Raw genomic sequence first — 25674 nt, 5'->3', positions numbered from 1 at the left:
TGCGCCGCCGCACTCGACGAAAATCAATCGTTAGCCAATGCCTGCGTTATTACCTAAGGCTCGTGCTCCGACCCTCGGAAACGCTGACATGACATAGTGAGGTTCCTCAGCCCATTGGGCGGCGCCAATGCTTGGGAGCGCTCCGGTGCTTTGTCGCGGAACTATCGCAGGTAAATGCAGCGAACGATATGGGGCTCGGATGAGAAGCCTGTGGCCGTCTACTATTCCGCGACGCCGAGGCAGCATCAATCAGCCGCGCCCCTAACGCTTCTCGTTCCCGACTCCCGCTGGCCGGAAAGAGCACATCGAAGCAGTGCAGTTGTCGGAGCATCGCGCGTCTAAACAGCGGGCACAAGACACTCTATCTGGAATACCCATCACACTTGGTAGGTCCGTTATCGTCAATTCTTAGGTAAGTAAGTGGAGCCAATTGGGAGATGCGCTCCGTGAACTGTAACCGGCATTTGCCTCCTGTGACAACCATTCTCTCGGAATTCCAGAAAAAGCAGACTGCTTGCAGTGCTTTGCTAGGGCTCTTCGTGAGCTCAGCAATGGTCCATACGATAGGCGCTGCAGCGAGTTCTTCGAGCCCCTCTCGTTGAGATCTATGGTGGCAACGACAATCTGGGGTGAGCCTCTTTTTCTGCCAGCCGAACGCAGCACGCAAGAATAGTCCAATTGAACGGAGACAAGGCATGCGAGCCAACGATGAAATGAAGCTCGGACTGTATCTCGCCCGGGTGGGATATCATGAAGGCGCTTGGCGCGATCCGAGCGCACCAGCTAATGGTGGAGTTGATATTGACCATTTTGTAGGTCTTACGAGACTTGCGGAAGGTGCGGCCTTTCACTTCGTATTTCTCGCCGATCACCAAGGCGTAATAGATGATCACGCAACCATGGCTCGTGTAGGTCGTAACGACGGTTTCGAGCCAATTACGTTGTTGTCGGCGCTTTCATCGCGAACACAGGACATCGGCCTTGTTGCGACAGCGACAACGACCTACTATCAACCTTACCATCTTGCGCGGTTGTTCGCATCACTTGACCACCTATCGCAAGGACGCGCGGCCTGGAACATTGTCACCTCTGCCATGGATCCCGAAGCCCAAAATTTTGGCGAAAAGCGACTTCCAGATCACGACACGCGTTACGCTCGAGCGAGGGAGTTCGTAGAAGTAGTCAAGGGTCTTTGGGACACTTGGCAGGACGACGCCTTCGTTCGCGACAAGCAAGCTGGTATTTACACGGATACTTCGAAGCTGCATGTGCTTAATCACAGGGGAAACTATTATTCTGTGAGAGGGCCCTTGAACAGCGCTAGGCCTCCGCAAGGATACCCCGTGTTGGTTCAGGCGGGCGCATCCAATGCAGGAATAGAGTTCGCTGCAGAACTCGCCGAGGTCGTGTTCACCGCCGAGCCGTCTCTCGAGAACGGTAAGCGATACTACGCAAATCTCAAACAGAAAGCGCGAGCATTTGGACGGCAGGACGATCAGGTGCTAATCATGCCGGGCATTGTTCCGATAGTTGGGAGAACTAAGCAAGAAGCGTCTGAGAAGCTTCAAAGACTGCGATCAGATACCCATATTGACGTTCAAATTGGGGCGGCAGACCTTTGGCTGGGGTCTGTCACCGATCTACGTTCAATGGATCTCGACTCATTGGTCCCGGAAACTTTGCGGCAAACGAATTCCATCCAGAGCCGTCAGAAGTTGCTAGTCGATGTTGCCGTACGTCAGAAATTGACCTGGCGACAACTGATCCAATTGGTATCGGACAGCAAAGGGCATCTCATGATTGTTGGAACACCAGAGGAAATTGCCGACGCGATGGTAGGTACATTTGACCAACATGCGGCTGACGGATTTAACGTGTTGCCAGCGACTGTTCCTGGCGGTCTCAAAGATTTTGTTGAGCTCGTCGTTCCCGAATTGCGTCGGCGAGGGAAATTCAGGTCGAAATACTCCGGACAAACCCTAAGAGAGAACCTCAGTCTCAAGCGGCCACCTAATCGGTTCGCGCAGGCAGGTGTAAGCAGTCGCTAACGAAAATTCAAGGGTGGTCGCCGGGTCGCTCCAGCCGGCTTGACGTGCGGTGCGGACCGTGTTGCTCAACCGCGCGACACGTACCTGTGGATGACCATCTCTATTCGCGCGCCTTAGTTGTAAGTCATGGCTCGCTAGTCGTTGCAGGGGCGACCTAAGTCTGCTGGAAACCGATGAGGCGTATGTCGCCCTTGCTTGGGCGGCAAGTGAGCGGTGTGCTTCACGGCGATCAATGCGGGGGACTCTTCTACCTAGATTAGTTCAACGGGTTCGGGACCTTGCCGATAGCTCGTATTCGCTGCGGGTGATTTGTACGCATCCGGTGACGGCCCCCGGTTAGGCCGTTCTGGGTGGAGGGTTGATTAGGCTCAAGCCGCGTGAGCGATGCTCTGAAGCCGCCAATTCCAAGGCAGGAGTTCGTGGATGCGTTTGGCCGGGTAATCTGGCAGGCGAGCCAGCACGTCGGCGAGCCAAGCTTGTGGATCGATGTCGCTGAGCTTGGCGGTGGCGATGAGGGTGTAGATCGCAGCCGCACGCCGGCCGCCCTCGTCGGAGCCGGCGAAGGTCCAGTTTCTTCTGCCCACGGCGACGGCCCGTAGCTCGCGCTCGGCGGCGTTGTTCGACATGCACAGGCGCCCGTCATCAAGGAAGCGGGTGAATGCATCCCAGCGGCTGAGGCAGTAGTTGATCGCCTTGGTCGTCTCGTTGTTCCTGGAGAGCTTGTCCCGCTGCTCGCGCAGCCAAGCGTGCAGTTCGGTGATCAATGGTCGACTGCGCTCCTGGCGCACGTGCCGGCGCTCCTGCGGCGCGAGACCGTTGATCTCTCGCTCGATGGCGAACAGGACGTCGATGCGCTTGACCGCCTCGGCCGCGATCGGCGCCTTGCTGAGCGTGCCAGATCGAAGAACTTGCGCCGGCCGTGCGCCCAGCTTGCGTCAGGATAAGTCCTGGAAAGGAGGAAGAATGTGATCTGAAACCTTTCATCGTGACCCAGAGGGTTCGACGCCCTCCCGGCAAAGGCGGAGCCCGCCAGCCGGAAGCGAGTCTTGCATGGGTGACGGCAACGTCGCTCGTGAAGCGTAGACAGCGGGTACCAAAGCCCTGTGGCAAGCCTCGAAATCATGGTCGTGCTGAAGCCTTCGCCGTGTTGGGTCCGGGGGCAGCACCGGGAAAGCCGCTATGGCCAGGCTCATCGGTTCGGCCGGGGTCTCCGAGCAGGGCAAAGGTGCGGGATGGGTCACCAGGAAACCTGAGAGATCCCGTTGGTGTCCACATGGAAAGCTGGCGCGGAGCACCGGCCTCAACAACGCTCCAGGCCTGGTCCCGACTTGGCGGGCATCGGGAGCGCGCATGCGAACACGAAACACCAAGGCATGTGGAATCCGGAGGCGAAGACATAAGCTGACGGACATGCGCAGCGGGAAGTCGTAGCGGCTTCGTAGTACTGAGGAAGGCGGGGAACTGGGCTTACCGGGACCCACTGGAGGGAAGGGAGTCGCCACGCGTTAAGACCATTGACGAGAAACACGGGAGGGAACGCTGAGTCCCGCAAACCTGTCCACGAAACGACAATGGATAGCCGATCTGGCGAGGAAACATCCCGAGCGGGTGCTGACCTCGCTGCATCACCTGATCGACCGTGAATGGATGCTCGAAGCCTATCGCCTGACGCGCAAGGATGGCGCGCCCGGCATCGACGGCATGACGGCGACCGATTATGAGGCGAACCTGGAGGTCAACCTTGATGATCTCCTGGCGCGCATCAAATCCGGCCGATACATCGCGCCGCCGGTGCGACGGCACTGTATCCCGAAAGCAGATGGCACCGAACGGCCACTGGGTATCCCGACATTGGAAGACAAGGTGGCGCAGCGGGCGATTCTCCTGCTGCTGGAGCCGATCTACGAGACGGACTTCTTGCCGTGCTCGTACGGCTTCCGACCGGGACGGTCGGCCCATGAGGCCCTGCACGCGCTACGTAATGGGTTCATGGAGCAAGGGCTGCGCTGGGTGGTGGACGTCGATATCTCGAAATACTTCGACACCATCGACCACGCGCACCTGCGCCGATTCCTCGATCAGCGAGTCACGGACGGCGTCGTCCGGAGGATGATCGACAAGTGGCTGAAGGCGGGGGTGCTCGAAAAGGGCGTCCTGCGCCGCACGACTGGTGGAACGCCCCAAGGCGGTGTGATCTCGCCACTGCTTGCAAACATCTACCTGCACTACGTGCTTGATGAATGGTTCGAGCAGGTGGCGCGACCGCGGCTCAAAGGGCGGTGCCTTCTGGTTCGATACGCTGATGACGCGGTGATCGCCTTCGAGGACCATCTGTCCGGCAAGCGATTGCTGAATGTGATGGGTAAGCGGCTCAGTCGGTACGGACTTCAACTCCATCCGACCAAGACCCGCTTCGTAGACTTCCGGTTCAAACGCCCTGATGGGCGTCATCCTGCGACGAGCCGCGGGAGATTGCTGAGGTGATCCTGTTTTTGATCAGCGATGCCGCGATCCGGTGACCGGAGCGTTCATCCCAGTGCCCGGGCGCGTCTAGAAACGCCTGCGCTCCACAAGCAGCAGTTTGGCTTTTAGAATCTTGCAGATTTTCAATGACGATCTTCTTTGCTGGTCCGCGATCTCGCCCATTTTGCCGGGTGAAGATCGTGCGTTGCGATCCCACAGGCGAAGCCCTCCTCCGGCTGTGCTGAGACCGGCATTCAAGCCTTCTTCTAACAGCATGTCCCAGAACCATGCTCGGGGGGCGTTGTCAGGCGCTTATTCAAGCGAACTGGCGAGGTACGGTGGGCAAAGCTAATTTTTCACGGGCGGCAGACGAAATCACAATACTGCTTTTGATGGCGAACCGAAGAGTAAAGGGCGCTTGCAGTTTCACCGGCGGTTTAGGGTTACTGTCTGCCGGTGACACCAGGTCAGTTGAGGTCTGTCTAACGGAGTCGATATGGACGCATTGATCAAGCAGATACGCGCTACCAAGCTTTGCGACAAGCCGATCGTGCGTCCCATACAGCCCGACTCTACCGAATTCCTCGCGTCCGGCCGCGCTGATCGGCCACGCCCAGCGCGCGCCGCGGCCGAGCAGGCGGTGAAGACGCTGCTTGCCTATATCGGCGAAAACCCAGAGCGAGAGGGCCTGTTGGACACGCCACGCCGCGTGGTCGGGGCATTCCACGAGCTCTATCAAGGCTATCACCAGTGCCCTGCCGAGATGCTGGACCGCACATTTGGGGAGACCGCTGGCTATGATGATTTCGTGCTGGTGCGCGACATCGAGTTCGCCTCGCAATGCGAGCATCACATGATGCCGTTCTACGGCAAGGCGCATACGCCTATATTCCGGTAGAGCGCATCGTCGGCCTGTCTAAGCTCGCGCGCTTGACCGACGTCTTCGCCCGCCGCTTGCAGACCCAAGAGCACCTGACCGCCCAGATCGCAGCCGCGTCAACGAAGTCTTGAAGCCCCCGCGGCGTTGCCGTGCTCGTCGAGGCGGAGCATACCTGCATGTCGGTGCGTGGCGTCGCCAAGCATGGCGCGATGACGTTCACCATTCGCTTCATCGGCATGTTCCGCGACAAACCGGCGGACCAGACGCGATTTCTATCGATGGCGCGAGGGGGGACATCGTTAACGACCGTAAGACCTCGAGGGTAAACTCCCTAAAGCTCCGGATACATGCGTGGTGAAACATATTTTCATCGCATTTCCCTTTAGGGGACGGATTGCTGCAGCAGGCTGGGGCTTTCGATGAAATGCATCGAGATACTGGAGGGCCAGAATATGCAATACCATGCAAGACGCTCCCATCCTCCAGATGCCTACCAAGTAAACCGTTTAATTTCTGACCTAGTCGGCGACTGGCCGGGCTTTCTTGTACTTTCGCACAAGTTAATCGAGTATCCAGTTCATAGTCGGTCGCCTCAATCGTCGCCACGCACCTTTTCACGCCGCTCACCCGAGAGGCGGTCGTGCGCAGTCCTGACGCTCGGTAAGCCACGCCTTTCGGCTCAGATGCCGGCCGGCATAATCCAGCGCATTCCAAAAGACATGGACCGGTCCATACTATGTCGCCGTGGGTCCCCAGATTGTGCGGGCTCGATCCTTTCAAAGCTCAGATTGCGCGCTTTTGTACCTCGCTCGTGTCTTACGGCGTTTGCATAAAAGCGTCACATTTAAGGGTCTGGCGCGGAAATCCGGCTCAATAGCGGGTATATTTTGGCGCAAGCCTCGTTTTCTATGTGTCACGCTTTGATAATCGCTGGTCCGAAGAGCGATCCGAGCGACGTCGGCCCAAAACGACGTCTCGGCAATGAAAGAGGGAGGGGGGCCATGAATTCTGATCCTCGAATAAAAGAAACGAAGGACGTTGAATTGTTCCGCAACGATGCGCAGTGCGTTGGCGAAGCATTCCGTCGTGGAGCGACGCGCCGGGAGGTCATAAATCGGCTCATTGCGGCCGGCATGTCGGTCGCCGCTGCTGGTACAGTTGCCAGCTTCGCCGAGACTGCGCACGCGCAAACCGCTCGCCGCGGCGGGCGGATCAAAGTTGCGCTTAGCCAAACCTCGACCGCCGACACGCTAGACCCGGCCAGGGGCTTGAACCCGACTGATCAGTCGCGCCACTTCATGTTCTACAATGGCCTCACCGTTCTCGATGAGACTTTGAGCCCGCAGCTTGCTCTAGCGGAGGAGATCACGCCGAGCGACCGCGCGACAATGTGGCACGTTAAGCTGCGTCGCGACGTGCGCTTTCACGACGGCTCGCCTCTGACCTCTGCCGACGTCGTTTACTCCCTGCGGCGCCACAAAGATCCCGCGGTCGGCTCGGGGGCGCGTAGCCTCGCCGAGCCGATCCAGGAGATCACCGCGACCGGGGCGCACGAGCTGCGCATCCGGCTTTCGGAGCCCAACGCTGACTTGCCGGCCCTGCTCGGCCTTACGGGGTTCCTAATCGTCAAGGATGGCACCACCGATTTTCGCACGGCGAACGGTACTGGCCCCTATAAGTGCGCCGAGTTCCGGCCGGGCGTGCGCTCGATCGCCGTGCGAAACAACGAGTACTTCAAGCCTAGCAAGCCCCATCTCGACGAGATCGAGCTTTTCGGCATTGCGGACGAGCCGGCGCGCGTGAACGCTCTACTCTCCGGCGACGTGCACATGATCAACAATGTTAACCCCCGCTCGGCGCAGCGCATAATCTCAACCCCAAACGTCAGCCTGTTCGAGACCAAGGGCGGGGCCTATATCGACTTGGTCATCCGGCTCGACCGGGCGCCGGGCTCAAACCCGGACTTCGTGCTCGCCGTGAAGCACATGTTCAACCGCGAGCAGATCCGCCGCGCGGTCTACCGGAACTATGCGGTCATCGGCAACGACCAGCCGATCGATCCAACCAATCGCTTTTTTGATCCGACCCTTCCACAGCGCCCCTACGACCCGGAGAGGGCGCGCTTTCACCTACAGCGCTCGGGCTTTGCCAACCAGACCTTCCCGATCGTCGTATCACCCGCTGCGGGGAACTCGGAGGAGATGGCGCAGCTCCTGCAGCAGACCGCCCTACAGATCGGCTGCAACTTTAACTTGCAACGGGTGCCGGCCGACGGCTATTGGTCGAACCACTGGATGAAGCACCCGATAGGTTTCGGCGGCACCAACGGGAAACCGACCGCGGATATCCAGTTCAGCATACTGTTCAAGTCAGGCGCTCCCTACAACGAGAGTGGTTGGGCCAACGAGCGCTTCGACCGCCTTCTCGTGCAAGCTCGGAGCGAAACCGACGACGCCAAGCGTCGGGAGATGTATGCCGAGATGCAGCGCTTGGTGCATGAGGGTTCCGGCTGCTGCATTCCGGTCTTCGCCTCGAATCTCGACGCGCATGTGCGCCAGCTTAAGGGCCTCGTGCCGATCCCGACCGGTGGCATGATGGGTTACAACTTCGCCGAAAACATTTGGCTTGACCAGTGAGCATTATCGCGGCCTCCCTCGCAGGGGGAACGGTCATGAGCATGGTGGTTGTCCGCCTGGTCCTGAGCAGGATCGCGATCGCGATCCTGACGCTCGGCTTCGTGTCCGTCGCGGTGTTCGTCGGCACCGAGATTCTGCCCGGCGACGTCGCCGAGGCGATTCTCGGGCAAGGCGCGACTCCCGAGGCGGTAGCAGGCCTGCGGGCGGCGCTCCACCTCGATCAGCCCGCCCACATCCGCTACTTCTTGTGGCTCGGAGGGTTGCTCTCAGGTGACCCGGGCCGCTCGCTGGTCAACAACCTACCCGTCGCCGAGCTCATCGCGAGCCGCCTGCCGAACTCGCTGATGCTCGCGGCGGTGACGGCGGTGGTGTGCGTGCCGATCGCACTGACGCTCGGCATTCTCTCCGCAGTCTGGCGTGGCAGTCTCTTTGACCGTGCCGCGAACTTCCTCACGACGTCGATCGTTGCGGTGCCAGAGTTCCTGATCGCGACTCTCGCCGTGATCGTCTTCGCCGTGCGCCTGCGATGGTTCCCGGCCTTATCTTACGCAGCAGGCATCATCTCGCTCGACCAGTTCTTCCGCTTGTTCGCGCTCCCGGTGTTCACGCTGAGCTGCGTCTTGACGGCGTGGATGATGCGGATGACGCGCGCCGCGATGATCGACACACTGCGCTCGTCCTATGTCGAGATGGCGGTGCTGAAGGGCGCGCGGCCGATGCGTGTCGTGCTGACCCACGCGTTGCCGAACACCATCGGCCCGATCGCCAACGCAGTTGCCCTCAGCCTGTCGTACCTTCTCGGCGGGGCCATCATCGTCGAGATCGTCTTCAACTATCCGGGCCTTGCGCGGCTCCTCGTCGATGCGGTCTCGACGCGCGACATGCCGCTGGTCCAGGCCTGCGTGATGATCTTCTGCTCGGCCTATCTCTACCTCCTGATGCTCGCCGACATTGCCGGCATTCTCTCCAATCCGAGGCTTCGTCATCGATGAGCGCTGATCAGACGATCACGGCCGTCGCAGCGCCCGCATTGCCGCGCCGTCGATTCCGCCTGCCGCTCGCCGGCATTATTGGCGCAGGCGTCGTCGGCTTTTGGGTGGTGATTGCGATTATAGGCCCCTATATCGTCCCGCACGATGTCGGCGCCCTGGTCGACGACGACCTTTTCGGGCGGATGCGCTGGGCGCTGCCGCTCGGCAGCGATTATCTCGGCAGAGACGTCTTAAGCCGCATCATCATTGGGGCGCGCTACTCGATCGGCGTCGCGGCGGCCGCGACCTTCCTCGCGGTCTTCATGGGCGGTACGCTCGGCATGCTCGCGGCGGTGTCGCGCGGCGCGGTCGACATGGCGCTCAGCCGTTTCTTCGATGCGCTGATCTCAATCCCGAGCAAGATGTCGGCTCTCGTCGTTATCGCGGCGCTCGGCTCCTCGATCCCGGTGCTGGTCGGCACGGTCGCCGTGATTTACACGCCCGGCGCTTTCCGCATCTGGCGCGCGCTTGCGGTCAACGTGAACGCGCTCGACTTCGTCGAGGTGGCGCGCGCCCGCGGCGAGGGCACCGGCTATCTCATCCGCGAGGAGATCCTGCCGAACATCGCTGGGCCGGTGTTGACCGATTTCGGGCTGCGCTTCGTCTTCGCTATGCTGCTCCTGTCGGGCCTGTCTTTCCTCGGCCTGGGCGTGCAGCCGCCGAATGCCGACTGGGGCTCGCTGGTGCGCGAGAACATCAATGGCCTCGCCGACGGTGCGCTGGCGGTGGTGATGCCGGCGGTTGCAATCGCGAGCGTGACCATAGGCGTCAACCTCGTGATTGACAACCTGCCGGGCCGCTGGTCCTCGACCGGGGAGCATTGAGATGGCGCCCCTTGTCAAGGTGGAGAACCTGCGTGTCACCGCGCGCGACGAGCGCGGGCGGCTGAGCGTTATCGTCAAGGATGTCAGCTTCGAGGTGCAGCCGGGCGAAGTCGTCGCCCTGATCGGCGAATCCGGTTCCGGCAAGACAACGATTGCCTTGTCGCTGATGGGCTATGCCCGCTCCGGTGCGCGGATCGCCGGGGGCAAGATCACCTTCGACGGGCGCGACGTGCTCTCCTTGAGCAAGCGCGAGCTGTCCTCCCTGCGTGGCCGGAACATCACCTATGTGCCGCAGAGCGCCGCTGCGTCGTTCAACCCGGCGCGCCCGCTCCTAAAGCAGGTCATCGAGAGCTCGCAGATCCATAAGATGATGCCGCAGGCCGAGGCCAAGACGGAGGCGGTCGCGCTGTTCCGCGAGCTCGTCCTGCCCGATCCCGAGCATGTCGGCGAGCGTTACCCGCACCAGGTATCCGGTGGCCAACTGCAGCGCCTCCTCGCGGCGATGGCGCTGGTCACCGATCCGAAGCTCATCATCTTCGACGAGCCGACCACGGCGCTCGACGTGACGACGCAGATCGAGGTGCTGCGCGTCTTCAAAAAGGCCATCAAGGAGCGCGGCACTACGGCCGTGTACGTCTCGCATGACCTCGCGGTGGTCGCGCAGATGGCCGACCGCATCATCGTGCTGCGCGACGGTATCATCCGCGAGGTCGACGCGACCGGGCGGATCCTGAGCGAGCCGAAGAACGACTACACCAAGAGCCTGATCGCCGCCGCCGAGCCGCACACACGCGCCACGGCGCCTGGCGCGATCCAGACGAAGGCCGCGCCACCGGTGCTGGAGGTGAAGAGCGTCGTCGCCGGCTACGGCGCAACCGACCGCGATGGCGTGCCGGTGCTGCCGGTGCTGCGCGACGTCGGCCTGTCGATCAAGGCCGGCACGACGCTCGGCGTCATCGGCGAGTCGGGCTGCGGCAAGAGCACGCTCGCCCGGGTGATCGCCGGGCTGCTGCCGGCCGCGCGCGGCGAGGTCCTCCTCGACGGCGCGCCGCTGCCGCGCCGCGCCTCGCAGCGCACGCGCGACCAGCTACGCCGAATCCAGATCCTGTTCCAGATGGCGGATACGGCGGTCAACCCTTCGCGCACGGTTGGCCGCATCCTCGGCCGGCCGCTCGAGTTCTACCACGGTCTTGGTGGCGACCAGTGCCGGCGCCGCGTCGCGGAGCTCCTTGACATGGTGCGCCTGCCGGCGATGATGGCCGAGCGCTATCCGGGCGAGCTCTCCGGCGGCCAGAAGCAGCGCGTAAACCTCGCCCGCGCGCTCGCGGCGAAACCCTCCCTAATCCTGTGCGACGAGATCACCTCGGCGCTCGACACCGTGGTCGGCGCGGCGATCCTCGATCTCCTCGCCGAGCTGCAGCGGGAGGTCGGCGTCGCTTATCTCTTCATCAGCCACGACCTTTCGACCGTCAAAGCTGTGTGCGACGAGGTGATGATTCTCTACGCCGGGCAAATGATGGAGCACGGCAGCCGCAGAGCCTTGGGTCAGCGCCCCCTGCATCCTTATTCCGATCTCCTGATCTCTTCGGTGCCCGAGCTGCGCCAGGGCTGGCTCGACGGCATCAGCGAGAATGTCCTGAAGGAGGCGTCCGTCGGTGTCGCCCGGCCTGGGCGCGGGGAAGCCTGCAGCTTCTTTGAGCGGTGCGCGGTGCGCGTCCCCGGCCGCTGCGACGTCGAGCCGACGCCGCTGCGCAGCCTGACCAAGGGCGCAAAGATCCGCTGCCAGCGGACCGAGGAGGAGCTGATCGATTTGAGCGCGCGGTGACGGCACCGTCACTGCGCCCTCACTATTGAAGGGAGCGACGCTGCCTAGCCGGCTCCGCAATATCGCGCCAAGCGTGTCGTGCGGATGCATTGTGCGCCCTCGATCGAGATTGGCGGCGTGCTCGAGTGCCGCGCGTGTGCTTACCTCTCTCCGTAAGCAGAGTTCGTCCTTCCTCTGTTTAACTTGGACAAGCTGCGAACTCTTGCGTGAATCAGCAGAGACTGGAGCCTAAAGCGTGATGGCATTAGATTCGATGCCTGAGTTTTTGAGGTAATTGGCGCATTCCTCGGGTGTGAAGGCGTCGAGGACCTCAGCGATGGCGGTGCAGACCGTATCGACGGTTCGGGCGGCAGCCTTTCGGAGCAGATGCTTGAGCTTGGCAAAGACCTGTTCGATCGGGTTCAGGTCGGGTGAGTATTTTGGCAGGAAGAACAGCTTGGCGCCGGCGGCGCGAATGAGCTGACGCACGACCTTGCCTTTGTGACTGCCGAGATTGTCCATGATGACGATATCGCCGGGACGAAGGGTGGGAACGAGACCTTTCTCAACATAGGTCCGAAAGCTCTCGCCATTGATCGGCCCCGCGATGAACCATGGTGCATCGATCCGGTCATGGCGCAGGGCCGCCAGGAAGGTCATGGTCTTCCAGCGGCCATGAGGAACCTTGGCGGGGAGCCTTTGCCCGCGTGGCGCCCATCCCCGCAAGGGAGCCATATCGGTCCGGGTCCAGGGGTGAGTAGGCCGGAGGATTTTCACCCCCAGCCTCTCGCAGAACGGTACGTGAACCTCTCGATTCACACCGCTCCCGTCAGGTGAACGTGGTCGTTCCGAACCACTGCCAGTGTACGAACAGCTCCGCATTATTCCGAGCCAGCTTTCGCAAGAACAGCGAAGCACCGGTTTTGTGGAGCCGGAAGCGCTTGTACTTTCGCATGATCCACGCCTTCAGCTTCTGATTGACGTAGTCGACCAGAGAGAACAGCGCCGAACGGCTGAACCGGCCGCAATAGCCTATCCATCCCCGGAGGAGCGGATTGATCTGTTGGGCGATCTCAGCCAGCGTCCCCGGCGTTTGCCGTGGAATGTGCAAGCTTCGGATCGTCGCTCGCATGACCTTCAAAGCTGTCGGACTGACCGCCGGGGTGTATCCACAGAAGAACTCCTTCCGCTGTGACGTTGCCACCTGCCGCGGCCTGAACTGATATCCGAGGAAGTCAAACTTGACCCTCGGACACGTTCGCCGACGCCTGTTGTCCTTGCAGTAGACGATCTGCGTCTTTGTCGGGTGCATCTGAAGTCCGCACACCTCCAGCCTCGCTTGAAGCTCCGCCTTAATGGCTTCTGCTTCTTGCTCGGTCCGGCAGTGCACCAGTCCGTCGTCGGCATACCGACACCACGGATGTGTCCGCGCCATCCAGAGATCAAACGCATAATGTAGGAACAGATTGGCCAGTAGTGGGCTGATCACGCCCCCTTGCGGGGTTCCGCGGATCCGCTCAACGAGCTTTCCGTCCATTTCCATTGACGCCGTCAGCCATCTTTCGATGTAGAGCAGCGCCTATTTGCATTTCACGTGTCTCCGGACCGCCTTCAGCAGAAGATCATGCGGGAGATTGTCAAACAGTCCTTTGATGTCGAACTCCAAAACCCAATCATATTTCCAGCACCGCTGACGCGTGACGCCCACGGCGTCCAGAGCCGATTTTCCCGGCCTGTAATCGTAAGAGTCCGGCAGGAAGATGGATTCCAGTTCCGGCTCAATCATCTGTTTGACCACCATCTGCGCGATCCGATCGCTGATAGTGGGCACACCTAAAATCCTTTCGCCGCCCGTCTTCTTTGGAATGGAGACGGCGCGCACCGGAGGTGGAAAGTACGTCCCTGACGACATGCGATTCCAGATCTTGTAGAGATTCCCTGCAAGATCTGTCTCGAACATCTCGAAGGTCTGTCCGTCCACTCCAGCCGCTCCGCGATTGGATTTGACCGCCTTGTACGCTTCGTACACTCGCCGCTTCTCAATCGAGAACGGCTTGTTTATCGCACTATTCGAAGTCATCCTATTTCCAGTTGGTCCAAGAGTACGATTACCTGACCCGATCCCTTTGCTCCGACCCCACTACAGGGCCCTCAACGCTCCTACGGATCGGTTCGCCCCAGTCTCCTGCATCGGTACTCTCGCCTCACGGTTGGCGCCGCTTGCGCTTCTCCCTTGGCATCAAGAGCCTGGTTCCTGCAGTTCCGCGCGAAAGCCTGTGTCCGACTCACGCCCCCTCTACGCCGGTCGCCGCCGCCCGGTCTTCAGGCATCTGGCGGACTTGTCCCAGGATGACGAGACGGTCCTGGTTTTGACGACACTTGGATTCATAACGACGCGTCCTCGGAGGGTTCACTTTCGTTCGTCTTTCGGACACTCACCTGCTCGGTTTAATCCGAACGTTTGATCCGACGCTCACCACCACGACTCTTTACCGCAGCATCTCGGACTGGTTTGAGACCCGCTCCTGAAAGCCGATCTCGGGGGCCGGCCCCCATCTTTCTCGCAGCTTCACAATCGGTTTTAGTTCATGTTGAACTCCTTCCGTTGCTCTGCAGCATACTCTCGTCGATGAAGACCAGACGCTCAGCTTCGACGCGACCTTGATACTTTGTCCACTGGGCGCGCCGACGCGCCGCGTCGGGGCGCTCGCGTTCGCCAGCCACCACGCTTTTTTTGAAGCTGAGCTTCTCGGCGTGCACGAAATCCACACCGAGTGGTAGTCAACCTTCAGGCAGCGTCCGGCAAGCTCGGCAACGAGCCCGCGCAGGGTGAAATCGTCGTTCCTGATCCGCTGCGACAGCCAGACCGCGTGTTCTCCGGAAATCGCCTTCGGCTTGTGACCGCCCATCTGGCCTGGCGCAACGCTGCCGGTCTCATCGACCCGCTTCATCCAGTTGATTGCCGTGCTGATCGCGATCCCAAAATGCTTGGCTGCTTGATTGTGGGACATTCCGCCCTCGACCGCGGCCACGACACGCTTGCGAAGATCCAGAGAGTAGGGCTTGCCCATCCATGCTGGCCTCCTTCCCAGCCAGCATGGTGAATCAGAAATACGCTGATTTGGGAATCTTGAGGGTTCTGTGAGGTCGCGTGGCAAAGGCCAGCCGCGCGCTCTGTCGTAGCGTGCGACCTCATAGAAGCCGGATTGAACGAAGCCGCGGAGTCGTTGGTGCTATGGGAATAGCGCAGCGGGTGCGACTGCGGAGAAGGCGCGCCTGTGGTCGCCGCGCGTTAGCGAGACATTCAGCTGATGTGAGCGACCCGATTGATCGGGCCAAGGGCGCGCGATCCAGCGACGGATTTGCTGCGCTGGGATGCGCGGCCGAACGATTGGCGGGATGTTCGGTGACGAGCGCGACCACGGCGACATCGGACGTTGCCACCGAGAAGGTGATCATGGAAGGGGTGGATGGTGCAAGTACTGGTCATGACGTGTCACAACGGAGCGGCTGGTCGCGCGCGCAGGCTCGCGGGACGACGTCGATGCGCCGCATGGTGCCGCCGCAATGTGGGCAGGCGGGAATCTCACATTTGGCGAAGGGATCGGTGCCGGCTTCTCGATCTGGCGGAAGATGGAGAGCGAGGAGCTGACGGCAAAGGGCCAGTCGGTCGTTGCGTCCGCCATTGGCGAGGAAGCCATAGTGGCGGATGCGATGGAAGCCGTCCGGCAGGGTGTGCAGGAGAAAGCGCCGCATGAACTCACCTGCATCAAGCGTCATCACCTTGGCTTTGCGATTCTGCCGATAGTCCTTCCAGGAAAAGCTCACCTTACCATCGGCGAGTGAGATCAGCCGGCTGTTGGCGATGGCGACGCGATGCGCATAGCGGCCGAGATAAGCCAGCACCTGTTCGGGCCCGCCGAATGGCGGCTTGGCGTAGACGACCCAGTCGGTCCGTCGGAGCTGATCGAGCCGCTGGGTGAACGCGGCGGGATCGGCGAGGTGGGCGAGATCGCTAAAGAAGCGCAACTGGCCGGCCGCGAAGGCAGCTTGCAGCTCTTGCAGAAACAGGCGGCGAAACAGCCGGGAGAGGACGCGCACTGGCAGGAAGAAGCCGGGCCGGCAAGCGACCCAGCGTGTGCCGTCGAGCGAAGGTCCACCGCCGGGCACGACGCAGTGGACATGCGGATGGTGTTGCAGGGTCTGGCCCCAGGTATGGAGGACGGCGGTCACGCCGAGCTGGGCACCGAGATGCTTGGGATCGGCCGCGATGGTGGTTAGCGTCTCCGCCGCGCAGCGGAAAAGGACGGCATAGACCACCGCCTTGTTCTGGAAAGCAATCTCTCTGGCCGGCGCCGGCAAGGTGAAGACCACGTGGAAATACGGCACGGGAAGGAGTTCGGCTTGCCGCTCGGCAAGCCATTGCGCGCGCGCCGCGCCCTGGCACTTCGGACAGTGCCGATTGCGACAGGAGTTGTAGGCTATGCGGGTCGCACCGCAGTCGTCGCATTGCTCGACATGGCCACCGAGCACGGCCGTCCGACACGCGGTGATGGCGCCCATTACGCGTCGCTCGACGCGGCCGAGGTGACCGGCATGCGCCTGTCGAAAAGCTTCGCCGTGGCGACGGAATATGTCCGCCACCTCCAAAGCCGGCCCCATGATGCCCGATCAGCCGGGCGGAACGATCTCTAATCGCAGCCGGTCAAGCGGACTCGGGGTCTGGCTGATCGTTTTGGTGGCAACCTGGGCGTAGCGTGCCGTGCTTTGCAGGCTGGCATGGCCGAGCAGCACCTGGATGACACGAATGTCGGCGCCGTTCTCCAGAAGATGGGTCGCAAAACTGTGCCGGAGTGTGTGCACCGTCACGCGCTTGTTCAGACCGGCTGCGATGTGGGCCGAGCGGCACGCCGCGTGCAGCACGGTCGCATCAAGCGGCCGCTCACTGTCGCGGCCGGGAAATAGCCAGCGTGTCGGTTGGGTTAGCCGCCAATAGGCCCTTAGAATCTTCAGAAGCTGCGGCGAGAGCATGACGTAACGGTCCCTGCCGCCTTTGCCTTGTTCGACCCGGATTACCATCCGCTGGCTGTCGATATCCGCGACCTTGAGGAAAACCACCTCCGACACGCGCAACCCGGTGGCATAGACTGTCGTCAACGCTATGCGGCTCTTTAGGCTCGGGATCGCCTCCAGAAAGCTCACCACCTCATCGGCACTCAGCACGACCGGCAGCTTGCGCGGCTCTCGCGCGTAGGCGATGCGATTCGGGAATCGCGCTGTGGCCGAGTGTCACGCCGTAGAAAAAGCGCAACGCACAGACGATCTGGTTGAGTGCCGGCCATGAGATCCCCGTCGCCACCAGGTGAACCTGGAACGCGTGAACGTCCTCCAAGCCCAAATGGTCGGGCGATCGGCCAAAATAGCGGCTGAACTTCGATACCGCGTTCAGATATGATCGTTGCGTCGCCGGCGACAAATTGCGGACCGTCATGTCCTCGATCATGCGTCGGCGGAGAGGGCTCACCTGGGCCATCGGAAAACCTCCTGTCTGAAGGGTTGGGCTCTGAAAACCCTCGATCCTCTCAGACGGGAGGCGGCCGTTACCACCTTGCCTCAAATGCCGCGCCAGCGGCTTCGTTCAATCCTAAATCGATTCAGCGTAACCCCATCCCGCTTTAGGAGCTCAGTTGCCGTACCTGCCGCGCAAGGTTGTGATCGCGTCGGTCTCGTTCGCGATGAGGCGGCCAAGCAATGCAGGCTGAACAAGATGGGCTTTGCACGCGTCGTGATTCCCGGAAATCATCCCGCCGCAGGCGGCGGAGAAGTTCACGACGACACTGCCGCAAGGCAATCGAAGCTTGCCCGCCACGAAACTCCCCAAATCGTTGAGAGGTCATCCGAGAGTTTGACGAACAGTGGCCGGAAGAAGTGCAGCCAACGAGGATGATACCGGATTCGCCAGCAAACTGGCAGCCGCCATTCTGGAGGAAGTCTCGCGTCCCCAGTTGTGCGAAAATGCTAATCGCGTCATTCGATACTGCCGCGCGGCGCGATTGCAATGGCCGGCGAGATCTCGTTGACGACCGCGGTCGGCCACGGCTTCCTTCCGGTGTACCGACCCGAACGGGCAGTCCTTCATGCGGCGGATGCGCACCGGGTCGGGGCCAACGTGAAAGACCATGGCCTGCTGATGACGATCCGACTCGATCGAGCGGTTGTGTTGGCGCAGACAATCGAGCCATGTGGGGCAGTGGAACCGCTCAGTTCATAGCTCGGGATAGGCAATATCTCGCGCAAATCGACCAGGCGCTGTTGCGTTGACACGACCGTTGCACGTCCTGCATCAGGCTGTAAAAGGCCACCGGCATTGCGCTGTGCTACACGATATTCGATTTGAACCACATGCAAGCGCAAGCCGCACCTCGGGTTCGGCCGGCACCTAGGCGTACTGATGGCGGCATGCGGAGCCAGAGCCTAAGCAAAAACCGAAAAGCACCAAGAGCGCAGCCGAGGATCGTGTCCCTAAGCGTGACATAACTGGCGGTGGGACCCCGCGTTCGCCGGCAAGAGCCGGACTGGTCGGCTGGTGATAGCCGGGAAGCTGACGGTGGGATCATCGCTCAATTGCGCGATGGTTTCCAGCGTCATGTAGCGGGCCCGCTGGACGGCCCATTCATCGTTCTGTTCGAGCAGGATCGCGCCGATCAGACGGACGATGGCGTCCTCATTGGGGAAGATGAAGACGACCTCCGATGCAGGGCCCCCCGGTGGTCGCGCCAAGACCACAAACGCGCCGAGACACCAAGCGGGTCACCCACGACTAGCGGAATTACCGCGATGATCACGCCGCCGATGTTGCCAGTTACCAAGGTGCGAGTTAGCACAACCTTATTCGATCGCGAATTGGCGGTATAGCGCACGCCCGAGACAATGACGCAGCTCGGCTGCTCATGCGACAGCCGCGACGGCTCGGTCACACGGTGCCGGATGAAACAGCGCGATCAAAAGCGGCAAGTATAACGCGTTCAGCGCAAAGGCTGCCACTGTTCTCGGCCTCGCATCCACAATGCCCTCGACAGCGGGTCACGCGATATGGTAGTTGATGCCGTTGAGCGCAGCCGCCGCCGATAGCACGTCGCCAGCATCTGCTCATTGAGAGAGGATTGCCAGGCCGGGCTCATCAATCCCATGCCGCTACCCACACCACGCACAGCCAAGCATAAGATTCCGCGTGGTGAGAGGAACCAGTCGAGAGCCGTCAGCGCGACCGAGCCGTAGCGGCAATCATACATGTCCGCAATGGTACACGCCAGCATCGAAATCAGCATTACTGGCGGCATAGTCGGTCTGTACCAGCGCGACCTGATCGGTTGACGACGTCATCACCATTATCGCCTAGGCCGCGCCGACGTTTTGATCAGGCCGCCCTGATTCGAGAGCAGGTTGGCCAGCCGGACGCGTCGAATGGTGTAGCGTAGCGGCGCCGTAACGGCGCGCTGGCGCTGAATGTCCGGGCGTTAGGCGGATCGGTCATGTTTGGCTCTCGCTTCGGCTGCGATAACTTGATTCTGCACCAGATCAGTGATTATCGAGGAGAGAAAAGTTGGCGAGCAGATCAGATCGTGAGCATTCAATGCCGCCTCGGGGCTCTACCAAGAGCTGCGGGTTGCAGCGTCGGAACTCGCCGCTAAAGGTACGCGAAAGCTTTTCGACAGACTAGCAGATCCAAAGCTTGTCGTTCGACCAGGCTGTCTCCACAGGTTGGAATTCGATGTTTGCCCGGATGCGCATGTATCAGGTTGAGCTACTGACCTTGGCGCAGAATCAGCGTCGAATCGGCTGTCTGTGTGTGCAAACGAGTTGACCGAGCCGCGTGTGCAATTCGTCGGGATAGTGCGCAGAGGTCGGCACCGAGGCGATCAGGCGAGCGTCGCTACATGAGCAAGGCCGTCCAGCGTGGATGAAGGATCGGGATGGCGCCGGCGCTCAGTGAGGCCGGCAACAGAATTCCGAAGCCGTTGAGTCTCTGTTGGCGTAGAGGGGCGTGTCGACTGTGAGAATCAGCGTTCGGCAGTGGCCGGACCACGTGCGATGCTTGCCGCCGCTCAGCATCGCGATCAGTTCGTCGCATCGCGGTCAGTTCGTCGCGCTCGGCTTGGCTCACCTCGACCCGGTAACGTACATTCATGGTCGCTTGCCTGTCGGAGGTCCGGACGACTCGATCGATGAGTCAAAAATCAGGCGCCGTGCACTTTTCTGCCATGCCGCGCAAACTCAACCGGACGCAGATTGCTGGCGGCCGACGCGGGCAGCGGCGACGAGGAGATTGCCCGCACCGTCCCATGAGCGGTTCTACCAACTATCGGACCAAGCGCCGCTTCGTGGAAGGCAATCTGGAGCGGGCCTTGAGCGAGGAACCGCGTCTAGGCGCGCAGCACAAGCTCAGCGGCAAGGAAGAGGCCCTGTTGCTGGCAACTGCATGCGCCAAGCCGCCTGCCGGCCGGAGGCGATGGACGCTGACGTTGCTAGCCGACCCATGGTCAAGCTCACCATCACGATAGCCTTCCGGGCAACACCGTGCGTTGCCAGCTGGCCGAGAATGACCAAGACCTGGCGCAGGACATGTGGTGCATTCCTCATGTCGATGGTGAATACTTCGCCCGCATAGAAGATGTGGTCGATCTCTACGCTGAAGCGCCAGATCCCGAACGACCACTGGTTTTTCGATGAGATTGTTCAGCTCATCGGCGGGGTGCGACCAGCCGATCCCACCCGCGCAGAGTGGACACGAACGCTATGATTAACTCGTCGACGTCCATTACCCTCAGGCCGCCTGTATCCGTGTCGTGCAAGACAACCTGTCAATCCAACGCCCCCGTGCCGCGATTGATGTACTCGAAGAAGCCGCGCGGCAGCCGCCGCTTCGCGGCCCGACGCTCGTCCTCTGCATGCAAGATGTGGTCGAAGGCGGACTTACTCGTGAGTCCGCTCACCCATCTGCAGAATGGCGGGGCCGAGAATAGAGATGCCGCCAACTGGGGTCATTCAGGCTCGTCGCACCTGATGCCGTTAACTAAAGTCTAGAGGCCCCGCGGAATCGCCGCCCATTAGCTCGCGCGAGCGTACGTCTTTGATCACGACCGCACTAGTTCCCCATCGTTTGATGGCAAAACCTCACCGGAAAAGAAGCGTCGTGGATTGTCCTGCAGAATAGTGTCGATGTCCTCCCGGCTAATACCGCGGGCGTGCAACATTGGGATGAAATCGGTGAACATGTAGGTATGTGCTTGCCAGAGTCCTTCGCACTTCAGGCGTTCGTACTTGGCGAGCCACTCGGGAGTGGGATGAAAATTGAACTTGCCAAGCCTGCCGCAGATGCGATCCATACTCATCATGATCTGCGCACGAAATCCGTCGCTTACGAGTTTCGCCAAATTGTCGGCGCGGATGTCGTCTGACCCGTTCACCGTCGTCCCGACCTGATCGAACCCAATGTAAGAGCCCGCCTCGACAATGTGACGGTGGTAACTAGCATCGGGGTTGGTGCAGCAATGGCCGATCAGGCAGCGGTGGGCGGCAACGCCGCCTGCCGCGAGGAGCTGCTGCTGTTCTGGCCCGGCGCAGCCTTCGGTGGTGTGGGTAATGATCGGCACACGAGTCACCTTCTGCGCGATGCAGGCGGCGGCCAGAAACTTCCTCTCATGCGCTGTGACAGAGGGCGCGCCCGTCGAGACTTTGATGGCGCCGGCTTTCACACTGCTGTCGCCGATGCCTTCGGTTATCTCGCGAATGTAAAGGTCGGCGATCTCGTCGATGCTACGAGCGCGCCAGTAGCTCGGCAGCCCCATCTCCTCGTAGTAGAAGCCCGTTGTGCAGACGATCTGCATGCCAGATTTTTCCGAAACCTCCTTCATCATGGTAACGTCGCGGCCGAGTTCGATCGGGCAGGGGTCTACGAAGGTGCGCACGCCGTGCTCGGTGCGAAGTTGCACGAGTCGCCGGACCGCCTCCCTGATGAATTCCGCACGGTCAAAATTCGCGATCGAATCGAATTGGGCGCCTGGAAACGCGATGAACAGATGCTCGTGCATCAGTGTGCGCCCCAAGCTCTCAACCGGAATCCGCCCGGTCACCGTCTGGACCCTCATAACTAGTTCTCCTGTTCGTATTGCCTGCAGAGCAGACGGCGCAGCCGTTGTGTTCGGAAAGGATTTCACCTCGTGAAACCGCGAACCTTCGCTTTCTTCATTCTGGAAGTCATGGAGTGAATGTCGTCTTGAGCACGTTTTGCGCTGCATGACGTCAAGACCACCTCGGCGAAACTGCTGACGAAAGCGAAGATCCATATCGCCAACCGCAGGGGCCTAGGAGGGGCACAGACAAGCCGGTTAACTGCGAGACCTAGCCTTACGAGGCCGTGCGGGCGATATTCGGGATTCGGAGGCTCGAAAGTTTGGAAGTTTATTTCGAGATTGAACGAAGCTGCCAAAAGCCGACCTGCTCAAATTTGGTGCTTCTTCACAGACGACTCCTTACGCCTGCGGGCGTGAACTGGTTCAGTGGGCGCTTGAGACCGAGGTTCTCCCTTAATGTTTGTCCGGAGTATCGGGATCTAAATTTGCCTCGTCGGCGCAATTCAGGAACGACGAGCCTAACAAAATCCGTGAGTTCGCCTGGAAACGTCGGCGGTAACACGTTGAATCCGTCCGCCGCGCGTTGGTCAAATGTATCAACCATAACATCGGCAATTTCGTCCGGAGTTCCAACGACCATGAGATGACCGTGGCTGTCCGATATAGAGCGGATCAATTGTCTCCAGGTGAATTTCTGGCGTACGGCTAGGTCGAGGAGCAGCTTCTGACGACTCTGGACGAAATTCGTCTGCGGTAAAGTCTCTGGGACCAAGGAGTCGAGATTTACTGAACGCAAGTCAGTGACAAACCCTAGCAGACGATCGGCCAATCCAATTTGAACGTCGATATGAGTATACGATTGTAGCCTTTGAAGCTTCTCAGACGCTTCTTGCTTGGTCCTTCCGACGATCGGGAGAATGCCCGGCATGACAGACACCTGATCGTCCTCGCGCCCAAGTGCACGCGCTTTCTCTTTGAGAGCTGCATAGACTCGTTTACCGTTGTCTAAAGAAGGTTCCGCCGTGAATACGAGCTCGGCGAGCTCTGCGGCAAATTGTGTTCCGGCATCGGATGTGCCAGCTTGAACGAACACAGGATATCCCTGGGGAGGTCTTGCGATGTTCAGTGGGCCTCTGACTGATAAGCAGTCTCCTCGGTGATTAAGCACATGCAGTTTCGTGGTGTCAGCGAAAATGCCACTTTGCTTGTCGCGAATGAAAGCGTCGTCTTCCCATGTATCCCAAAGACCCTTGACAACCTCCACAAATTCTTTCGCGCGAGCATAGCGCGCATCATGATCAGGAAGCTCCTCTTCACCGAAATTTGGGGGTTCGAATTTGTTTGCCGAGGTGACAATGTTCCAAGCCGCGCGCCCTCGCGATAGATGGTCAAGTGAGGCGAGCATGCGTGCAAGATGATAAGGCTGGTGGTACGTTGTCGTCGCTGTCGCGACAAGGCCGATGTTTTGTGTTCTCGATGAAAGAGCCGATAGCAGCGTGATTGGCTCGAACCCGTCGTTTCGGCTTACACGGGCCGTAGTTGCGTGGTCCCCTTCCATCACGCTTGGAATGTCGGGAAGAAATACGAAGTGAAATGCCGCCTCTTCGGCAAGGGATGCCAAATGAGCATAATAGTCGAAATCAACTCCGCCATTCGCGGGCACGTTGGGATCGCGCCATCCACCAGCGTGATATCCCCCTTGAAGGAGCATCACTCCGAGCTTCATTTCATCATTGCGCCGCATCGCGTAACTCCCTTTGAATTCGAGTATCCTCGCGCACGTTATCCAGGTGGTGGGGCCTCTTTATTGGCCGTACGGCCTAAACTCTGACGTTTCTTAACCACGGTCGATGTCTATGACTGTGCTTCCGACGAAATCGCTCCGCTACATACCCTCTGAAGCCAATGTTGGAGCCACTCAAAGCTCTCATAGCATCTTCAAACCGCGCCTGAGGAGCAACTGCAAATTCCAATAGGCTAAATCTAGAGTCCAAGTTGACCAACGCCTTTCGAACGCAGAAGTGGCCCATCTTTGATCAACGTGGGGCGGTGCAGGTCGGCATCCAACGAGCGCGAAAGATGGAGTGTGCGTATCAAGAGAGCGCACATGGTTGAAATTCTCGCGGCTGCCATTGGCGTCAACGAGCACACGCAGTTCGGTCGAGCCTACTAGGCGGCAGACCACGTGGAGTTGGTTCCCTGAAAGCTCTTCATTGCGGTAGCCGAGAGAACACGACAGTCCCCATGCAAAGAGGCCCTTGAAACTCGCGCTTTTGGCGATCGCGCCGGAATGCACATCACGCCGTTCCATGATAAAGGAGACGTCGCGGTTGAGGCCGACCTGAGAGCGCGCGAGTTCTGCACGCAAGGATCGAGCGCATCGATCAGGGCAGCTGGAGACAACATGCGGTGGGTGATGCTGCATGCCGAACTGCCTGCAGATGATGTTTGACCGGCTCGTTAAATCGATCGTGACATCCCTCTGCCTGCTAGATCAATCACGAGCTTTGGTAGTTGACCTTCCAGAGGCAGATCGCTGCAGTTAACTCTCGTTAATACTAAAGCGTTAGGTACGAGCACCACAAGGCCCGTCATCCTCAAGCAAACGTTTAAACCCGGTACGATAGGCCGGCATCACCTTTCAGATAGAGATCAAGCGCGTCTGCCGAAGACTGTTAGATTTGCGACATGCTGTCGGATCCACGACGCTCTGTTTGAGTGAAATGCTTTTATGAATCAACTTCGTACTTGGCGCGAGCATTTGAATGGAAGATGTCATCCAGGATGGCACGCTCGACGGTTGCGATGATGGCCTATAAGATTGTCGCCTTTCAGTTCACCGAGGCGCGAACCGTCAGTATGGTGCGATCGATCCCGACAACCGGCTCGTAGGGAGGAGTTTTGGAGACGCTGCAACGAGCGACTCGTCGCTATGCGAAGTCTTGAACCGAGATGGACCAGTGGGCCCGGGAACTGTCTCGCCAGTGTGGATCAGGAAAGGCTAACATCGCTCGGGCCGCGATCGTAGCCGGCCCCTGGAGCCACCGCCGAAACACGTAAAAAGATAATCGGCACGGTTGTTTCAGAGATCATCGTCGACGGCGTCGGAACACAATGGTGACATGATCGTTCACTGGCGGGGGCGATCCTACCCACATAACGATAAAGAAGAACTGCACCGGCCGAACGGACTGGTATACGGAGGAGAATGTCATTGAACTTGTGCGAGCGCTGGCGCGCGACATGCCGGGCCAGCGGCTGTTCCCAATCACCTTGGTAAGTCCACCACCCACAGGCATAGCGGGCCCTCGGCAGCATCTGCTGCTTATGTCATCGATACGACATCGCCATTCATGGGGGTGAATGCGTTGAACGGCAGGAGATGAAGGTGCGACGGTTTTGTCCCGCGCACGACCACGATGTGACTTCTTATCGCGAACGGAACTTGCCGGCGACCCAGCCATGCAAAGGAGCGCGCCATGGATAATCAAGCATGCCGGTCTCATGGCCGATTTCCGTCCGAGCCGAAGCTAATGCGCGGGCCGATCACGGCTCCCCGCAGCCCGATGAACAGAACTTGCTGGATTTATAAGGGGAGGACGAGATCAGCAGTATGAAGCGCCCTTGTCGGATCAAAAAAGAGCATTCTTTCGGTTGAAGCGATCGACAGTTTTGTGCTGTCGACTTAAATGCGGTCATCATCGATAAGCGGTGTCAGGCTCTCCCAACGCGATGAGGATGGCTTCCGGAAGCCTGCCCTTACTGATCGCACGGAGCTTTGTGCGCAGCCATTTCTGGAACAGCGAGCGGTCGCAGGCTCGCAATTCAGCCGCCCTCCGAAAGCTGGCACCGGGA

11 protein-coding genes and 9 pseudogenes are annotated in these 25674 nt (G+C 60.0%); 8 read left to right on the top strand and 12 right to left on the bottom strand.

Going from position 1 to position 25674, the window contains the following annotated elements; translation table 11 throughout:
• Positions 1 to 695 precede the first annotated feature (695 nt).
• Positions 696 to 2048 carry an LLM class flavin-dependent oxidoreductase gene (locus J6524_RS35070; protein ID WP_225678459.1) on the top strand — a complete coding sequence of 451 codons (1353 nt, stop codon included), beginning with the start codon at positions 696 to 698 and terminating at the stop codon, positions 2046 to 2048.
• A gap of 368 nt (positions 2049 to 2416) precedes the next feature.
• Here J6524_RS35070 and tnpC read toward each other — a convergent pair.
• Positions 2417 to 2976 (bottom strand): annotated as a pseudogene (tnpC, locus tag J6524_RS35065) (IS66 family transposase); the annotation flags it as partial.
• A 680-nt stretch (positions 2977 to 3656) separates the two neighbouring features.
• On the opposite strand from tnpC, the gene ltrA (J6524_RS35060) reads away from it, so the two are divergent.
• A complete protein-coding gene (gene ltrA, locus J6524_RS35060; RefSeq protein ID WP_225678458.1) occupies positions 3657 to 4532 on the top strand; it encodes a group II intron reverse transcriptase/maturase in 876 nt (291 codons plus the stop codon).
• 66 nt (positions 4533 to 4598) lie between these two features.
• Here ltrA (J6524_RS35060) and J6524_RS35055 read toward each other — a convergent pair whose 3' ends face one another.
• Complete coding sequence (locus J6524_RS35055) at positions 4599 to 4787, bottom strand: hypothetical protein (RefSeq protein WP_225678457.1); 189 nt, start codon at positions 4785 to 4787, stop codon at positions 4599 to 4601.
• Between the two features lie 220 nt (positions 4788 to 5007).
• Between J6524_RS35055 and folE the strand changes: the two are divergent.
• The 5 genes and pseudogenes from folE to J6524_RS35030 all read left to right on the top strand — a co-directional run bounded on the left by folE (position 5008) and on the right by J6524_RS35030 (position 11707).
• Positions 5008 to 5717 (top strand): annotated as a pseudogene (gene folE / locus J6524_RS35050) (GTP cyclohydrolase I FolE).
• A 717-nt stretch (positions 5718 to 6434) separates the two neighbouring features.
• Entirely contained in the window at positions 6435 to 8027 is a 1593-nt protein-coding gene (locus J6524_RS35045; RefSeq protein ID WP_225678456.1) for an ABC transporter substrate-binding protein, read from the top strand.
• 35 nt (positions 8028 to 8062) lie between these two features.
• Entirely contained in the window at positions 8063 to 9019 is a 957-nt protein-coding gene (locus J6524_RS35040; RefSeq protein WP_225678455.1) for an ABC transporter permease, read from the top strand.
• Positions 9016 to 9882: an ABC transporter permease gene (locus tag J6524_RS35035; protein WP_225678454.1), complete on the top strand. Its 867-nt coding sequence runs from the start codon at positions 9016 to 9018 to the stop codon at positions 9880 to 9882. The genes J6524_RS35040 and J6524_RS35035 overlap by 4 nt, the downstream gene beginning before the upstream one ends.
• 1 nt (position 9883) lies before the next feature.
• Positions 9884 to 11707 (top strand): ABC transporter ATP-binding protein, encoded by a 1824-nt coding sequence (locus tag J6524_RS35030; protein ID WP_225678453.1) that lies wholly within the window; start codon positions 9884 to 9886, stop codon positions 11705 to 11707.
• Between the two features lie 228 nt (positions 11708 to 11935).
• Here the strand turns inward: J6524_RS35030 and J6524_RS35025 are convergent.
• The 8 genes and pseudogenes from J6524_RS35025 to J6524_RS34990 form a co-directional block, all read right to left on the bottom strand.
• A pseudogene (locus J6524_RS35025) lies at positions 11936 to 12436 on the bottom strand (IS630 family transposase); the annotation flags it as partial.
• Positions 12437 to 12515: 79 nt separating this feature from the next.
• Positions 12516 to 13766 (bottom strand): annotated as a pseudogene (ltrA, locus tag J6524_RS35020) (group II intron reverse transcriptase/maturase).
• A 524-nt stretch (positions 13767 to 14290) separates the two neighbouring features.
• Positions 14291 to 14757: pseudogene (locus J6524_RS35015) on the bottom strand (IS630 transposase-related protein); the annotation flags it as partial.
• A 415-nt stretch (positions 14758 to 15172) separates the two neighbouring features.
• On the bottom strand, positions 15173 to 16348 hold the full coding sequence (locus J6524_RS35010) for an IS91 family transposase (protein ID WP_249789771.1): 1176 nt from the start codon (positions 16346 to 16348) through the stop codon (positions 15173 to 15175).
• A 9-nt stretch (positions 16349 to 16357) separates the two neighbouring features.
• Positions 16358 to 17219, bottom strand: a pseudogene (locus J6524_RS35005) (site-specific integrase).
• 150 nt (positions 17220 to 17369) lie between these two features.
• Positions 17370 to 17555, bottom strand: coding sequence for a hypothetical protein (locus J6524_RS35000; RefSeq protein ID WP_225678452.1), 186 nt, complete (start codon positions 17553 to 17555; stop codon positions 17370 to 17372).
• 158 nt (positions 17556 to 17713) lie between these two features.
• Positions 17714 to 18088, bottom strand: a pseudogene (locus J6524_RS38245) (MFS transporter); the annotation flags it as partial.
• Between the two features lie 120 nt (positions 18089 to 18208).
• Positions 18209 to 18439, bottom strand: a pseudogene (locus J6524_RS34990) (hypothetical protein); the annotation flags it as partial.
• A 1536-nt stretch (positions 18440 to 19975) separates the two neighbouring features.
• Here J6524_RS34990 and J6524_RS34980 point away from each other — a divergent pair.
• Positions 19976 to 20568, top strand: a pseudogene (locus tag J6524_RS34980) (helix-turn-helix domain-containing protein); the annotation flags it as partial.
• Between the two features lie 252 nt (positions 20569 to 20820).
• Here the strand turns inward: J6524_RS34980 and J6524_RS34975 are convergent.
• Together J6524_RS34975 and J6524_RS34970 are read right to left on the bottom strand one after the other, a co-directional pair.
• Complete coding sequence (locus tag J6524_RS34975) at positions 20821 to 21834, bottom strand: phosphotriesterase family protein (protein WP_225678450.1); 1014 nt, start codon at positions 21832 to 21834, stop codon at positions 20821 to 20823.
• Positions 21835 to 22204: 370 nt separating this feature from the next.
• Entirely contained in the window at positions 22205 to 23563 is a 1359-nt protein-coding gene (locus tag J6524_RS34970) for an LLM class flavin-dependent oxidoreductase (RefSeq protein WP_225678449.1), read from the bottom strand.
• Positions 23564 to 25674 lie beyond the last annotated feature (2111 nt).

The organism is Bradyrhizobium hereditatis (genome assembly GCF_020329435.1).
In the GTDB taxonomy this organism is placed as follows: domain Bacteria; phylum Pseudomonadota; class Alphaproteobacteria; order Rhizobiales; family Xanthobacteraceae; genus Bradyrhizobium; species Bradyrhizobium hereditatis.
The sequence above is the reverse complement of the archived record's forward strand: the minus strand, read 5'-3'. Positions and strand labels throughout refer to the sequence as shown.